Here is a 14,101-nt window from a genome sequence, read left to right on the forward strand (position 1 = left end):
CGCCGCCACTGCCAGCATCGGCGTGGCCAAGGGTGATTTCTATCCGCGCATCACCCTGTCCGGCAGCCTCGGCTCCCAGGCCCTGCAACTCTCGGACTTCGGCTCCTGGGGCTCACGCGCCTTCGCCTTCGGCCCGCAATTGAGCCTGCCGCTGTTCAACGGCGGGCGCCTGCAAGGCATGGTCGATTTACGTGAAGCCCAGCAACAGGAAGCGGCGCTGGCCTACCAGCAAACCGTGCTGCGCGCCTGGCATGAGATCGACGACCAACTGACCCGCTACAACGCCAGCCAACTGCGCCGCGACAGCCTCGCCGAAGCCGTGCGCCAGAACCAGATCGCGCTCACCACCGCGCAACACCAGTACGTCGAAGGGGTAGCGGATTTCGTCAATGTGCTCACCGTGCAAAGCGCGCTGCTGGCGACCCAGGAACAGTGGGTGGAAAGCTCCACGGGCGTGTCGTTGGCCATGGTCGGCTTGTACAAGGCGTTGGGAGGAGGGTGGGAGTCGGTGTATCCGTTGCAGGCTGTTCAGTGATCGGAGGAAATCGGGCGTACCCACAAGACCCGCGTCTCGCTGTGCTCCAGTAATTTGGATTGCTGCTACGACGAATGGCCAAAGGTGGTGTCGAGCGTAACCTACGTTTGGTAACAGCTTTTTTACGTACGCAATAACATGAACGTGACGTCGTCTTCGGTTGCGCACCCGTCAAGGGTACGTTCTACGACGGCCTTGAACTGATCTTCGGCTGAGAGTTCGGCCCAGAATCCATCTGTCGCCATGATCCATGTCGTGTCTTGGGCAACGTGCATGGATTGAATGTGAGGCTCATGAGCCCGTCGGTGGCTCATGCAGTTGAGCAGTGTTTTGCGGGCTGGAGAGTTGGCGATGAGCGAATGGCTCAGATCGCCTCTCCAGTTTGGGCCGCAATGAGGTGAGTTCACCCAGTTCAGGCGTTGAGACTTCTCCAGATGGCCCAGGCAGCAATCACCTGCGTGAATGGAGATTGCTGTGTGACCAACTACCAGCAATACAAGGTAGCTGGTGGACGCCAATGGAAAGTCTGGACAGATGTTTGAATGCACTTCGTCGAGGGAAGTAAGCACCAGCATCAGGGCGTGTTCAGGACAAGACACCACAACAGGGTGCGCATGGCGAAAACACTCAAGCAGGTGGTGACTCAAAGCGCTTGCCAATTCGCCACTATTTGGTTTTGAAGTGCCGTCGGCAATCACGTAGAGGTGTGTGCCAGCATTGTGTGCCGAGCCGCTGACATCGCGGTTCTCTATCCTGCCGGTTCCTTGCCGACTCAAGTTCAATTGCAGGATCAAGCGGTTGCTCCGAATCCAATCAACGCGGTCAGTCGTTCGTGAATCAACGCCGTACGAGCTGGATCCTGGGCGGTGCTTTGGATCACGTCCTCAAATGCGGGTAACGCAAGCAGTGCCGTAAATTGTTCGCTCACGAAATGCCGCAGTTCGATAGGCGCCTGTTTCACTTCTTCGATGAGTTCTTCCCTGCCATCCAATAGGGCGATGATGTCTTCAATGTCGTTGGACATCAGTACATCGCCATGACCGCGCCCCTGATAGGCCTGCAATTTGGCTGCGAGGAACCAGGGTGCGGCGAACACTCTGATCCGTGTTCCGTTGGGCAAGGTGCAGCCAATGGCGCGTTCCAACCCGCCCACGAACCAAGTATTGGCGAAGCCTAGGACGTTCTCCTGCGTCGGCATGAAATCGACTTTCAACTGGCCCAGTCATAAACGGCAAGTTACCGAGTCTTGGCCAGTGTTTTTGAAACCTCGATGTTTGAGTTTTTCTTCCAGCCGATACCAATCAGTGGTGCCTGTCAGATGAATGACCAGGTCCACATCATCGGTACCGCGAATCGACTCCAGGGTGTATTCGTCAGTGATAAGCAAGGCAGTGGTGCATCCACCGACAAAGGCAACCTGCTCACATAACTCTTCGCCCAGGGCCTCGGCAACCTCCTCAAGCATTTGCAGCATCATTGTTCGGTTGGACGTCACAGTATCCACTCCCGCAGCATGGCGTCGGCGACTTTGGTCTCACGCGGTCCGCCGATGCGGATGGCATCAACGAGGGCCAGGAAATGATAGAGAAGCTCGTCTTTCTTCACGGCGCCGGGAACGGTTTTGTACAACGGTGTAATTGCCTGCCCTTTGCTTTTTCCGTAGGCATCTGGCCAGACGGGAATAAGGTCGCCTCCGCTCATCACTTTGCCTGCCAATACCGGTGCGGCAAAGGCCGTTGGAATGCCTCGGACGATAGCGCCAGGCTTAACCGGAAAAATATAGCGAATGCTGTGCGTAACCAAATCCAGCAGCGCTGTGCTTCTTACCAGCGGGATTCCATCGATTTGCCTCGTATAAATCAAGCCGATTTCCCTGCAACGATTCAGGGATGAAGACACTTCGGTTTTGCTCAGACCCAAAGCTGAAGACAGCGCTCTCACAGAGTAGTTTTGCGAAGCGTGTTCTTCAGAATCCTCGTCTGCGTCATCCCACCCGCGCCAGTCATCCATTGTTGAAAGTTGAACGGTTTCGAAGTTTTCAATATAGGCCGCAAGACTTTGAAAACCGAGGGCCGCGGCGTCTTTCTCCACAGAAAACACCCGTTTTTTTACCCGCTCCCCTTTGGCCCGTAATTCGAGGCTGATCAGTTTGAACAGGACTACGATGTCTTGACTTTTCATATGGCCCCAAAAGTTAGTGTCCTCTGTCCGCGGACAGAGGACACTTTCTTGCATAAATTTAACCGACGTGTCAACGATTCTGCAAAAACACCACATACCCCCGAAACCACTCACTCCCCTGCAAATACCCCGGCGCCTCCCACTCTCCACCCTGAATCAAGCCGACCTTGAACGGCACGCCCATCCGGTTCATCCGGGGCAAATAGGCCGCATAGTCTGGAATGCTGTGGCGTCCCTGATACGTCTGCACCACCACTTCATCCACCACGCCCTTGAGTTGGGCGATGGCGGCCGGGTCGGCGTTGCTGCTCCAGTCCATCAAGCCGGTGATGCTCAAGCGCAGGTCGGCCGGCAGGCGCTGGCGCAGGTCGCGCAGGAAGGCGGCGTATTCGTGCAGGTATTGGGTGCGGGCGTCGAAGTCGATCTGGATGCCGACCACCGGGTTGCCCGCGTCACGCCAGCGTTGCACCTGGCCGAGCAGTTGGGTGTAGACCGGTTCCGGCCAGTGCAAGGTATGGGCGCGGTAGACCACCCAGACAGTGCCCTGGGTGATGCGCGGCACGCTCATGCCCTGGGCGATCAGTTGCACGCCGCGTTGCGGTGCGCGGCGCGTGGAGTTGATCTGGCCCTGGAGGATGTACAGGGTTTTGGCCTGCTTGAGCACCGGCTGGGGCGTGACACCGCTCCACAACCAGAAGGCGTCGTAGTCACGGGCGTCGACGGCGCCGAAGGCCGGGCTCGCCAGCAACAGCAAGCCCAGCCACAGCGACTTCACCAGTAGTACTGCAGCGATTTGCCCCACTGCGTGTCGGCGTAACCGCTCTTGAGCTGGCGGAACCAGCCTTTGCGCACGGCAGGCGCCACGTCTTCACCGCCGCAACTGTTGTAGCCGGCCGGCGCGTAGCAGTTGATGGCGCGAAACAGTGCGTAGGCCTTGTCGGTTTTCGGTGCCTTGGCGTTGGCGATCACTTGCTTGTAGCCGTCCAGGCGCGAGAAGGTCTCACCCTTGAAGTCCGAGGCGGTGCTGCCCAGGCTCCCGGCGGCGCGGGGTTGTTCCAGGGGCATGCCGTCCAGGCCGTTGCGCAGGATGAACTCACCGAAACAGTTCAGGGCGTGGGGGTTTTTTGCATCCTCCTGCAAGGTCGCGGCGGTTTGCGCGATGCCTGGGCAGGCGTAGCCGGATTCGGCCTTGTCACCGTTCCACTGGAACAGCTTCAAGGTCTGGCCGCTGGTGTAGGTGTAGCCCAGGCTGGTGCCGAGCTTGTCTTCGGACAACGAGGCTTGCTTGAGGTCGTCGGCAAAGGTCGCGAACTGGCGGTGCAGCAGGTCTTTGTAGAGCAGCACGAATTGCGCGCTCTGGCGTTCGGTCGGGTCGCTGGCATTGGCGATCTGCTGGCGCAGCAGGTCGGGGCCGGCGACGTTGCGCAGCAGGATGTAACGTACCTGTTTGGCGCTGATCGGCGAGTCGGCGGCGAATACCTTGGCCAGTTGGCCGCTGCGCTCGTAGTTCATCGCCAGGGCCAGCTCCAGCTGGTCGCGTTGCAGCGGTTGCCTGGCCAGCGGCAGCAGTTGCAGCCACAGGGCTTGCGCACCTGCCCAGTCTTGTTTGGCTTCCAGGGCCAGGGCGCGCAGGGTTTGCTGGCTGAAGGCGAAATAGTCCAGGGTTGACGGCACGTCCGCCGGCAGATGCTTGAGGGCAGTGTCGGGTTGATGCTCGACATACAGGGCATACGCCGCTTGCAGGTAGTCGAACAATGCCGGCTCGTTGGCGAAGGTGCTCTTTTGCTTGTCGAGGTCTGCGCGGCTCAACAGGGGCGGGGTGTGGGCACGCATCGCCATCAGGTCGCTGACCACCTGCAGCATTGGGCTGTTCGTCGACGTGTTGCCGGCCATCAGTAATTTGAGGTCGGCTTCTTCGACCAATTCGTCCACGCTCACATTGCGCTGGGCGTCGGTGGCCTCGGTCAGCTGCCAGGTGAAGTCTTCGGCAAGCCTGGCATCGTCGTTCGCCAGCCAGTGCACCCGGCGCAGCAGGCCACGGGCGGAGGCCACGTAATCGCCTTGTGGATACGTTTTCAGGTAAGCGAGAAAGCCTTGTTCGGCGTGGTTCAACGCGGGCTTGTCCACCTGCTCGCGCTGCGGCATGCCGTATTCGTCGAACGCTTGGGCCTGGGCCTGGTTCAGCGAGGTGCGCGCGGTCATGTACAGCGCCGTTTCCTTCAGCCAGGGCGCATCGCTGGTCGCGGCGGCGGCGAAACCGCGCTCAGCGTCACCGAAGCGGCCACTGTAGAAGTCAGCGGCGGCCTGCAAATAAGTGCGAAACAGGTGGGCGTTGGCCGAGGGCGTCAACTGCGCGTCCACCACCTGGCCGTCCCAGTCGCAGGTTGTCAGCAGCTGCAAACGGGCTTTGACCAATACGTCGCGCTCAGCCGGCGGCATATCGGCCTTGATCACTTGGCTGATAAACGCCGTGGCGCTGTCGTCATTGTTGCTGCGGCAGCGGCTGCCTTCACCATTGAGGAAGGCTTCGCCGGCGGTTTTGTATTCATCGCGCTTGATGCCCAGCGGCTGGAGCAGGGTGTCGAGCTCGGCAGTGCGTGAATCGTCCGCCTGGTTATCGGGCTCATCGCTCGCGGCTGGAATCGGCATCAGGCGATACACCGGAAACGGCACCGGGCCGAACCCTTGGGCCAAGTCGTCTTCGCCCAAGGCATTGGGCGTCAGCGGCGCGGCTTTTTTATCGGCCAGCAACAGGCGCAGGTTGACCCGGCTATCGTTGCCCGGGCTGAGGAAAGGCTGGTTGCTGCACGGTTCGAGACTGTCACGCGAGACCCGCCAGTCGGGGTAGCACGAGTCGTCGGAACTGGCTTGGGCCGCCAGGGGAATAACGGCCAGCAAGGCCAGAGCCAGAGGTGACAGCAAACCGATGCGCATAACGTTTCCTTGATCCTGAGTCCGTGGAGGAGGGCAATCATAGCCTGATCCTACGAGTGCTTCGGTGAAGGCCTACGCAAATTGTTGATTTGTCTGATTCCAGCAACGGGCCCACCGCTTTTGGCCTAAAGTGGCGGTGTTTGCGCATGCGCAGGGTGTGTCCTGTAGAGGGCAGTCGTAACGGAGTCGATATGCGTCGGTCGGTGGTAGAGCAAAATGAAAAAGTCCGGGTCTTGCCTGCGTTCAATCGCCTGACCCGGGACGGCGCCGGGTGGCTCAGCCGCCTCTGGTGGGTGCCGATCCTGGCGCTGGCCATGGTCCTGCGGTTCTACCACCTGACGTCGGCGGCGATCTGGGGTGACGAAGGCTCGAGCCTCTTGCTCAGCGAATATGCGCTGGCCGACCTGTGGTTTCACGCCGCCCACGATGTGCATCCGCCGCTGTATTTTGTGCTGCTGCGCGGCTGGATCGAAGTGTTTGGCGACAGCATCTGGTCGATCAGGAGCATGAGCGCCATCCCCGGTGCCGTCGTGGTGGGGCTGGGGATCTGGCTGACGCGGCAGCTGTCCACCCGTCGCGCCGCGCTGCTGGCCGGCATCCTGCTGGCGCTGCTGCCGACGGCGGTGCGCTACAGCCAGGAAGTACGCATGTATTCGCTGCTCGGCGTATGGCTGTTGGGGGCGACGCTGGCGTTGGTCTACTGGCTGCGCCAGCCCGAGCGCACGCTTTACCTGGCCGCTTATGTGCTGTTGATGAGCGCCGGTTTCTACACCCATTATTTCACCGCGCTGTGTGTGCTGGTGCACTGGGCGTACCTCGGGCTGCACTCGCCAGGCCCGCGTCTGATCACGCGCCCGGCATGGTGGGTGGCCAACGCCACGATTGTGGTGTTGTACCTGCCCTGGCTGCCGAACCTTCTGGACCTGGTGCAGCACGTCGAACAACTCAAGGTAGGCGGGGACATTGGTTGGGAAGAGCCGGTCAACCTGCTGTCCCTGCCCTCGATGATCTGGCAGTTCGTGTTGCAGGATGAAGGCGTTGATTTCTGGGCGCCGCTGTTCTGGACCTTTCCGCTGTTGTTGGGAGCGGTGGTCTGGGTGACGGCATGGCGCAACCCCGGGGCTCGTTTGCCTGCGTTGTTTTTCCTGCTGCCGTTGCTGTTGGTGTACGGCGTGTCGTTTATCTCGCCGGTCTTTATCGAGCGCTATCTCACGGTGTACGCCCTAGGTTTGCCGATCGTCCTGGCGATGGCCATCGACCGCTTGCCGTCACGCCTGTCATGGTTGGGCGCAGCGCTGTTGGTGCTGTTTGTGGGCATGGAACTGCTGGGCCTGAAGAACAACTTCGAGGTGGATGAGCAGGATCAATTCAACGTGCCGGTGGAGTTCGTCAATCGCAATTACCAGGAGGACGACCGCATCGTCCTCAGCGACATGATGTGGTACCTCAGCTACGTGTATTACGACCAGACCGACGCGCAGTTGCAGCTTTACACCCCGCCCAAACCCGACGGCACCTCGACGCGACCGAATGCCTATGGCTTCGGCACGCTGGTGGACCAGGACGGTGGGCGCATCTATCTGGATCGCCTGTCAGCACTGCCTGTCCAAACGCGGCGGGTATGGTTGATCAGCAGCAACGAAGCGCCGGATGAATTCGCGCCGCTGCCGAACGGCTGGCGCGAACTCAGTCGCCAGGACGGCGGAGGCGCCAGGGCGCGGTTGTTCGTGTTATGCAACGTACCGGCGCCGCAGCCTGAAGGCTGCCGCTAGACGAAGGCGTGAAGGTCTGGAGTGTCTGGCGGTGGCGTAAAAAATGCTGATCGGCTGGCGGTTCCTCACGCCGTCACTGCGGACCAGGGAGCATTCAGCTCCCGTGCGCTTAAGGCATCAATCAGGCGTGTCACTTTCGGGAGGCCACTGGCGAGCGGTATGCACCAGAGCTACGATTCTCACCACACTTGGCTCAAGTTGATAAACCAGGCGGTAGCTCGGGTGAGGAATGACTTCGCGTGTGCCCGAGATCCGACCCAAGGGGCCAATTTCCGGATTGTGGGCCAAGCCAGCCGCTGCAATACTGAAACGCCGGTCCATATCGGCAGCGGCCTGTGGGTTTTTATCGAATAGGAAATCCCAGATATCTCGACGGTCCTGCCCTGCTTCGGGTGTCCAGGCGACCCTCATTCCTGGTTATCTACTTGAGCGCGCCTTGCCGCGAATTCAGCTTCCAAAGCTTCATTGGAAATCTCTCGGCCCGCTTGTATGGATGCGCGCGAGGCATCGACTTTGCGCTGTAAGAATTCGTCATATTCTCTGGATTCCTGTTGCGCCTGTACGAACTTACGCATCATTTCGCGCACGATTTGCGATGCCGGGCGATGAGAGGCTTCGCATTCCGCCATGAATTGGTCGCGCAACTCCGATTCGAGTTTCAGTGTGAAGACGGCTAATTTGGACATGTACAAGTCCCTCCAATTTTGTATGGACGAAGTATATACATCGTCATTACGTATGAGTGGGGCGACATGAAGTGAGGTGACTGACGGTCGTAATCATCAGGCCGGTTGCACAGCCCCAATCATCACCCTAACGTCCGCCTCGTCGCCGCACATCGGCGATCGGATTTGGCGATCCGTACATCTACCCCATGGAACAGTTCACTCGACTCAAATCCAACCGAACCAGCGTCCCTGTCCTGGCCTTCAACACCTTCGCCCCCTCGCACCTGCTCCACGAAACAGCCCGCAGCCGCATCCGTATCGGCACTGAGCTGCTGGAAACCCTTACCGCCAAAACGCACAGCCAGAACCTCCATCACTTGGTCACGGCCGCGCAGCAGGCCTGAGGCCGGCAGTCCATCACGAGAGAGTGATCGGTCAGCCGCTGATGTTTTGCGGGTCGGCCGCACGCTCCCTGTAATGCGATGTAATGTCCTGTAATACCCCCACCCCCTCAACCTGCCAATACTCCTCCCACGGACCATCACCGCGACCAGCGGCCGTACCCTCAATGGCACACGTGGAGAACGATCAACATGGCTAACCCTTATCAGCTGACCCTGAAAAACAACTCTGTGAACCCATGGACTTTTTACGTCTACCAGACGGTACCGAATCAGTCCGCCAGCAACATCTTCTCGCTGGCGTGGTTCGCCAGCCCCTTCACTATCGCTCAAGGCACTCAAATCACTTTCGAGTGGACGATCGACTACGGCTTCGTATGGGGCGCGGTCGGCGAGGTGACGCCAGGCGTAACCTTCAACGCTTCGGATTGCGTCGGCGCCGACCTGGTCGACAGCAACACGATCAAGTTTTCCAACAACGCCAACACACCGTCTTTCAGCTCTCCGGCCAAAGGCAGCCCCTCCGGTTCGCTGGTGATCACCGCTGACAACTCAGTGCCCAACAAAAAATTCACGGTGGGCATGAGCGTCGGCGGTTCTGCTGCATTCGTCATGGAGGCGGGCCCGAACCTGACTCACCATTTCACCCCGACGCCGACCTACTACATCGCTGCCGGTTTCGAAGTCAAAGTCGGTACCGTTCTCGATGTCACTACGGTGAATCCGACCCAACAAGTGATTTTCCCTGACAACATTTATGCGCTGTCCTACGCCCTGGGTACGGACAACCGCTGGGTGAGCGCCTAAGCGGCATTGCGGCGGCGTTCGGGTAGCCCTGGCGCTGCCGTCGCCGGTGGCGGGCGGGTCTGGCCGTAGCGCCAGCCTTGCCCGTGATCGGTTTACGCCCTCAGCTTCGGAAAAGACACTATGCCCAGCAACCCCCACTACACGCTGTGGTTTGTCAATCAATCACTACGCAGTGGCCAAGCGTGCCTGTATCACGACCTTGCCAACGCCGCCTGTAATCAGCAGGGCGTGCGCCAGCATGCGTGGCGCGTCGCCGGGGCCAATCCGGGGGTGGTGGTTTGTTTTGAGTGGTGTCTGGACTACGATTTTGTCTGGCTCGATGACAGCGAGGCCACCAGCAGTTGCCAATTCGCCAGCGCCGAGCCCGAGATGGGAAGTGCTGTAATACTTGCCCAAACGCACTTTGGTTACGAATTTCGCGAGCGTCCCGAACCCGCGCCCAGTGGCCAGTTGATCATCCAGGGCGACCGCAGCTTGATCGCCACCCTGGCTCCAGGCGCAGGCCTGGGCATGCACGGCGGCGCCACACTCAGTGTGAACGCCGGCCCGAATATCACCACTGTATTTACGCCGGCGCGCAAGGCGCAGCTTGCCTACTGGATCAGCTTCGGTGCCTATGACCTCAAACCCAATGCGCCCCTGCATCCAGCCCAGTTCAACCTGCCGGCACGCATACGCTTTCCTGATCAGGTCTGCACCATGACGGCTGTCCTGGATGCGCAAAACGAGTGGACGCTCAGTACCGGTGAACCGTCGCCCAATCAGTTCAGGCAGAACCAGCCATGAAGGCACCGATCTATAGCCTGCGCCTGGCAAACGCCTCCGACCGCGACTGGACCTTCTTCGTCTACCAGGCTGCCGTCACGAAGGACGAGCGCATCGCCTCCCTGGTATGGATCGCCAGCCCCAGCCTGGTGCCGGCCGGTTCCCACGCGCTGCTGATGTGGCACGCCGAGCCCAGTTTCATCTGGTCGACCCATTCCCAGCACCCGTCGCCCATGCCCTTTACCGCCAGCGGCCAGTGCGTCGTCGACTTGGGGGTGGACCATGGCGTGCTGTTCAATCTGGACAACAACGCGCCCAGTTTTGAGTCGTGCACCCGCGCGGTGGCGCCGGGTCCGTGGACCATCGCGGTCGAGGACAACGTGCCCGACCACACCTACCTGATCGGAACCTGCATGGACGGTGCCGGTACTTTGGTGAGCACTGCAATGACATCCCGGCAATACGACTTCACCCCCGCTTACTGCATAGCGGCCGCCAACCATGTCGGCGCCGCCAGCGTGGTCGACCACAGTCGCCACCACCCGACGCTGAGGGTCCATTTTCCCGCTGACGTCTACGCGCTGAGTTTTTATCTGGATGAACACCATCACTGGCACCCAGGCGCCAAAAGCGGGATTTCCCCGCCATGCATTGATCGCTACCGTTCCGCTCAATAAGGAAAAAACATGACTAATCACATCAGCATCGGCGCCATTACCACGCCAAATCCCACGCTCTTCGTCGACATGGCCACATTGGATGCCACGGACCCCGACGCGGTGGAGTACCTCATTCAGACGCAGCCCCCCGGCTCCAACTGGTTTTACGTCAACCAATTCTGCTCATTGCTGACCACTTACTGGCTCAACGATCCAAACAGCCCGCAGGTTTACGGCCTCTCGAACCTGGTCGACGCCGTCAAGATCACAGCAGCCGGGCAACTGATCACACTGCTGGGCCTGGACAGTCAAACGAAGGAAGCGCAGTTGTCTATCGCCAACGCCAGCGTCGTCCTGCCTGCCGCCTTCGTTACAGCACTGCCAACGTATCCAGCAGGAACCAAGATTTGGGCCGGCAACAATGTGCACGTGCTGGGCTTTCTGATTACTCCCTCAACCACTCCCGGAGCGGATGTGCCCTTAACGTATACCGCTTACGACTCCAACATCGGTGTCGTGCAATTGGGACTGGTGCTTGCAGACTTGCCCCAGCGGCTGACAAAGATGGGCTATACCAGCCTGGTGGTAGGAGTGCCGGCATAAACGGCCAGGGCGCCGCCAGCCCGGCTGGCTGGCGCGCAACCTGCTCCAAGGGTTCAGCCCCGATCCCCCGTACGAGGAACGCACATGCCTGCTATTGCCGTGAACCAACGCGTCGTCCAGGGGGCGCTGAGCCAAGTCCCTTACGGGCATTCCATCGGTACCGATAACTGCTCGATTGGCGTAGGAATGATTGCGCGGATGAGTGACGGATCGTCCTGGTGCGCTCACTTCAACTGCAGCCTGCCAGGCACTCTCGACCAATTGGCGGCCATCCAGGCCGCCACGTTTTCGACATTGAGCGGCGCACTCCGCAGCGCGCCCTTGAGCCTGGATGCGTGTACCGGCGGCCAACTGAAGGGCGGCACCGCCGCGATCTGGGCCGGCATACAGCAATACTTCAACCAGGCAAAAAATCGCAGTTCGACACTCACCGACATCAAAACCGGCTGCAACGGCATTTATGCCGACCGCACCAAAGGCGTTCGCTGCCTGGGGGCTGCAGAGCACCTGAGCGGCCACCCAGCCCCGAGCAACAGCAAGGCCACCGTGCCGCCACCGCTCCAGGGTTTTGATACCGATAGCGTGCTGGATGAAAAGATGGTGCTGGAGTTTGTTTCGCGTCATTACGGGTTTTGCCTGCGTTACCTTTCCCATGAGGACAACGCGAGCAAAGGCGATCTGAGTGCCGACGAAGCGCTGCTTATCCGACAACACGGCCTCGGGCTGATGCCGGTGCAGCACGTGCGCTTCTACCCCTGGTCGCCGACCGGCGCGTTGGGCAAAGAGTATGGGCAATACGCCGTGGCCCACGCCCAGACCGTTGGCATACCCCACGGCGTCAGCGTCTGGATGGACCTGGAAAACGTCAATATCAAAAGCGCGGCGCAGGCGGTGATTGACTACTGCAATGCCTGGTTCCTGGCTGTGAAAGACGCGGGCTACTCGCCCGGCCTCTATGTCGGCGCCAATAGCGGACTGAGCGGCGAGCAGCTCTACCAATTGCCGTTCCAGGCCTACTGGAAATCCATCAGCAGCGTGCCGGACATTCCGGGGCGCGGCTACCAAATGGTGCAGTCGATCCCGCCCAAAGCAGTCTCGAGCAAGCTGCCGATAGCGATTGATTCGAACTATGCGACCACCGATAACAAGGGCGGGTACCCGCAATTGTGGCCCGCCCTGCTCCCATCCTAGTGGGTTGACGGCCAGAAGCGGCCCTCCAGTGCCGAACCCCGCGTGATCTGAAAGTACAGGCTGCCAATGCGCAATTCGCGACGCCGCCGCTCGATCAGCTCGGGTGCCTGGCCGGTGGCCGCGATGGCCCTTCGGAACTGGGTGCGGGCGCGAAAAATGTGGATATTCAAGTGCGCCTCGTCGATGCCCAGGCTTTGGGCCAGCTCCGCCGTCTCGATCCATCCCTGGCTGGAGAGGTCCAGCCCGCGTTCGGCGTCACGCAAGCGATGCCTGGCCAGCGCCAGCACGCTGTAATGGTGGGTGCGCTCACCCAGCGCGATTGATGCGACCTGCGTCGCGACCTGCAAGGTGACGTGTTCCTCGTTCAGGCTCACCGCAAAATCGAGGCGCAGCGCCTCCTGGCGCGCCGCAACATCCGTGTCGGTTATCGGTTCTGCTGAATTGCCCATGGTGTCCGCCGTTCAGAATGCCAAGTATCGAATGAAAGGGGAAAACGCTGTCGATGCCGCTCACAGCCACAACTGTGCCCAAGGGGAGCCAGCGCCGCTGGTGAACTTGATCAAGTAGTTGACTGCAATGTTGCTGGGGCGTGTCTCAAACTGGCTGACACCGGCGCTCAACACATTGCCTTGGGCGTCCGTCGGTGCCGATGTCACCGACTGCCCAGGCGTGGCGCTGTCTGCCGAGCCGGCTTCGACGATCTGCACGGCCACGGGCACGGTTTGATAGGTGTGTTCGTGAGTCAGCATCGCGGCAGTCTGGCGCGAGCCGATCCCCGCCTTGACCTTAGCGCTGCCGGTGGGGTCGGTGCGTATCGCGGTGTCCGGGTCCTTAAGGGCGCCACAATCGTTGCCACGCAGGAACGTGCCACGGTAATCGGGGATATGAAAGGTCGCGCCGCTGCCGCCGTACAGGTAACCCAGCATGGCGTGCAGCTCCTCGTACACGCTCACTTCAAGCTCGCGCCCGTCGCATAACATCCAGCCCCATGCCTCAATCGGGAGCAGGCTGCTGTCCGCCGTTACGTCTGCAGGTTTGGCGGTATTCGGCACCGGGGTGCCCACAGCCCCCGCGAAGGCGGTCACCGCCCCGACCGGCAAGCTGCCGTCCGACACCAGGCCCATCGGCCACGCGCCGTGACGTCTGCTCATAGAATGCCCTCCAGGGAAACGCCGTCGATCACTTGCATCGCCGTGGGCACCAGGATCTCCCAGGGTTGGCCGACGCACTGAGCGCCGTCGTGCGCTGTCTCGCTCGACTTCAGCGCGTTGACGGTGGCCACGTCGTGGGCTTCGACCGGTACGCTGTCATCGCCCGCCTGCCAGAGCTGGCCGGAAGATAGCAGGTAGAGCACAGACAAGGCCTTGCGCGGCCGGGCCGGCACCAGCACCCGGGCCAGATCGGCAGCCTGGAAGGCCGCCAATGGCGACAGAGCCTCGCCGTCATCGTCGACTGCCAACGGATAATGCGCGCCGTCCTCCTGGCGATAGAACTGAATATTCATCTCATCCCATTCGAACAGATCGTCGATAAATTGCACGCGTCCCGGCCCCGCCAGGGTGCCGCCCGCGAACGTCGGCGCAGA

The 14,101-nt window shown here is 60.5% G+C and carries 17 protein-coding genes and 1 pseudogene; 8 read left to right on the forward strand and 10 right to left on the reverse strand.

Annotated elements, in window-relative coordinates:
• The coding region (locus BFP90_RS00505; protein WP_141688880.1) for a TolC family protein at positions 1–535 on the forward strand (535 nt) is incomplete at its 5' end.
• Between the two features lie 122 nt (positions 536–657).
• Here BFP90_RS00505 and BFP90_RS00510 read toward each other — a convergent pair.
• The 5 genes and pseudogenes from BFP90_RS00510 to BFP90_RS00530 all read right to left on the reverse strand — a co-directional run bounded on the left by BFP90_RS00510 (position 658) and on the right by BFP90_RS00530 (position 5,650).
• Positions 658–1,329: a serine/threonine protein phosphatase gene (locus tag BFP90_RS00510; protein WP_065895699.1), complete on the reverse strand. Its 672-nt coding sequence runs from the start codon at positions 1,327–1,329 to the stop codon at positions 658–660.
• Positions 1,326–2,012, reverse strand: a pseudogene (locus BFP90_RS29450) (hypothetical protein). The gene BFP90_RS00510 and the pseudogene BFP90_RS29450 overlap by 4 nt, the downstream one beginning before the upstream one ends.
• Before the next feature lie 14 nt (positions 2,013–2,026).
• Positions 2,027–2,716: a hypothetical protein gene (locus tag BFP90_RS00520; protein WP_065894052.1), complete on the reverse strand. Its 690-nt coding sequence runs from the start codon at positions 2,714–2,716 to the stop codon at positions 2,027–2,029.
• A 70-nt stretch (positions 2,717–2,786) separates the two neighbouring features.
• Entirely contained in the window at positions 2,787–3,491 is a 705-nt protein-coding gene (locus BFP90_RS00525) for a DUF3142 domain-containing protein (protein WP_065894053.1), read from the reverse strand.
• On the reverse strand, positions 3,488–5,650 hold the full coding sequence (locus BFP90_RS00530; protein ID WP_065895700.1) for an outer membrane assembly lipoprotein YfiO: 2,163 nt from the start codon (positions 5,648–5,650) through the stop codon (positions 3,488–3,490). The genes BFP90_RS00525 and BFP90_RS00530 overlap by 4 nt, the downstream gene beginning before the upstream one ends.
• Before the next feature lie 191 nt (positions 5,651–5,841).
• Here BFP90_RS00530 and BFP90_RS00535 point away from each other — a divergent pair, with 191 nt between their 5' ends.
• Positions 5,842–7,422: a glycosyltransferase family 39 protein gene (locus tag BFP90_RS00535; protein WP_065895701.1), complete on the forward strand. Its 1,581-nt coding sequence runs from the start codon at positions 5,842–5,844 to the stop codon at positions 7,420–7,422.
• 117 nt (positions 7,423–7,539) lie between these two features.
• Here BFP90_RS00535 and BFP90_RS26930 read toward each other — a convergent pair whose 3' ends face one another.
• Positions 7,540–7,833, reverse strand: a complete 294-nt coding sequence (locus BFP90_RS26930; RefSeq protein WP_083203129.1) for a type II toxin-antitoxin system RelE/ParE family toxin — start codon at positions 7,831–7,833, stop codon at positions 7,540–7,542.
• Positions 7,830–8,108, reverse strand: coding sequence for an antitoxin of toxin-antitoxin stability system (locus BFP90_RS00545; protein WP_065895703.1), 279 nt, complete (start codon positions 8,106–8,108; stop codon positions 7,830–7,832). Before BFP90_RS00545 ends, BFP90_RS26930 begins: the two co-directional genes overlap by 4 nt.
• 188 nt (positions 8,109–8,296) lie before the next feature.
• On the opposite strand from BFP90_RS00545, the gene BFP90_RS00550 reads away from it, so the two are divergent.
• From BFP90_RS00550 to BFP90_RS27935, 6 genes are all read left to right on the forward strand, one after another.
• Positions 8,297–8,494 carry a hypothetical protein gene (locus BFP90_RS00550; RefSeq protein ID WP_065895704.1) on the forward strand — a complete coding sequence of 66 codons (198 nt, stop codon included), beginning with the start codon at positions 8,297–8,299 and terminating at the stop codon, positions 8,492–8,494.
• A 189-nt stretch (positions 8,495–8,683) separates the two neighbouring features.
• Positions 8,684–9,298, forward strand: a complete 615-nt coding sequence (locus BFP90_RS00555; protein WP_065894059.1) for a hypothetical protein — start codon at positions 8,684–8,686, stop codon at positions 9,296–9,298.
• 120 nt (positions 9,299–9,418) lie between these two features.
• Positions 9,419–10,084: a hypothetical protein gene (locus tag BFP90_RS00560; protein ID WP_065894060.1), complete on the forward strand. Its 666-nt coding sequence runs from the start codon at positions 9,419–9,421 to the stop codon at positions 10,082–10,084.
• A complete protein-coding gene (locus tag BFP90_RS00565) occupies positions 10,081–10,740 on the forward strand; it encodes a hypothetical protein (RefSeq protein WP_065895705.1) in 660 nt (219 codons plus the stop codon). The genes BFP90_RS00560 and BFP90_RS00565 overlap by 4 nt, the downstream gene beginning before the upstream one ends.
• A 9-nt stretch (positions 10,741–10,749) precedes the next feature.
• Positions 10,750–11,325, forward strand: a complete 576-nt coding sequence (locus BFP90_RS00570; RefSeq protein ID WP_065894062.1) for a hypothetical protein — start codon at positions 10,750–10,752, stop codon at positions 11,323–11,325.
• A gap of 84 nt (positions 11,326–11,409) precedes the next feature.
• The gene (locus BFP90_RS27935; RefSeq protein WP_141688881.1) at positions 11,410–12,516 is read left to right on the forward strand and encodes a DUF1906 domain-containing protein; all 1,107 of its coding nucleotides are present in this window, start codon (positions 11,410–11,412) and stop codon (positions 12,514–12,516) included.
• Here the strand turns inward: BFP90_RS27935 and BFP90_RS00580 are convergent.
• The 3 genes from BFP90_RS00580 to BFP90_RS00590 form a co-directional block, all read right to left on the reverse strand.
• On the reverse strand, positions 12,513–12,965 hold the full coding sequence (locus tag BFP90_RS00580) for a hypothetical protein (RefSeq protein WP_065886625.1): 453 nt from the start codon (positions 12,963–12,965) through the stop codon (positions 12,513–12,515). The two genes, BFP90_RS27935 and BFP90_RS00580, sit on opposite strands and share 4 nt — an antisense overlap.
• Before the next feature lie 60 nt (positions 12,966–13,025).
• Entirely contained in the window at positions 13,026–13,667 is a 642-nt protein-coding gene (locus BFP90_RS00585; protein WP_205901652.1) for a tail fiber protein, read from the reverse strand.
• Positions 13,664–14,101: hypothetical protein (locus BFP90_RS00590; RefSeq protein WP_218061237.1), on the reverse strand; the 438-nt coding region annotated here is incomplete at its 5' end. The genes BFP90_RS00590 and BFP90_RS00585, both read right to left, overlap by 4 nt.

It is taken from the genome of Pseudomonas sp. 24 E 13, assembly GCF_900004715.1.
GTDB classification, from domain to species: Bacteria; Pseudomonadota; Gammaproteobacteria; order Pseudomonadales; family Pseudomonadaceae; genus Aquipseudomonas; species Aquipseudomonas orientalis_A.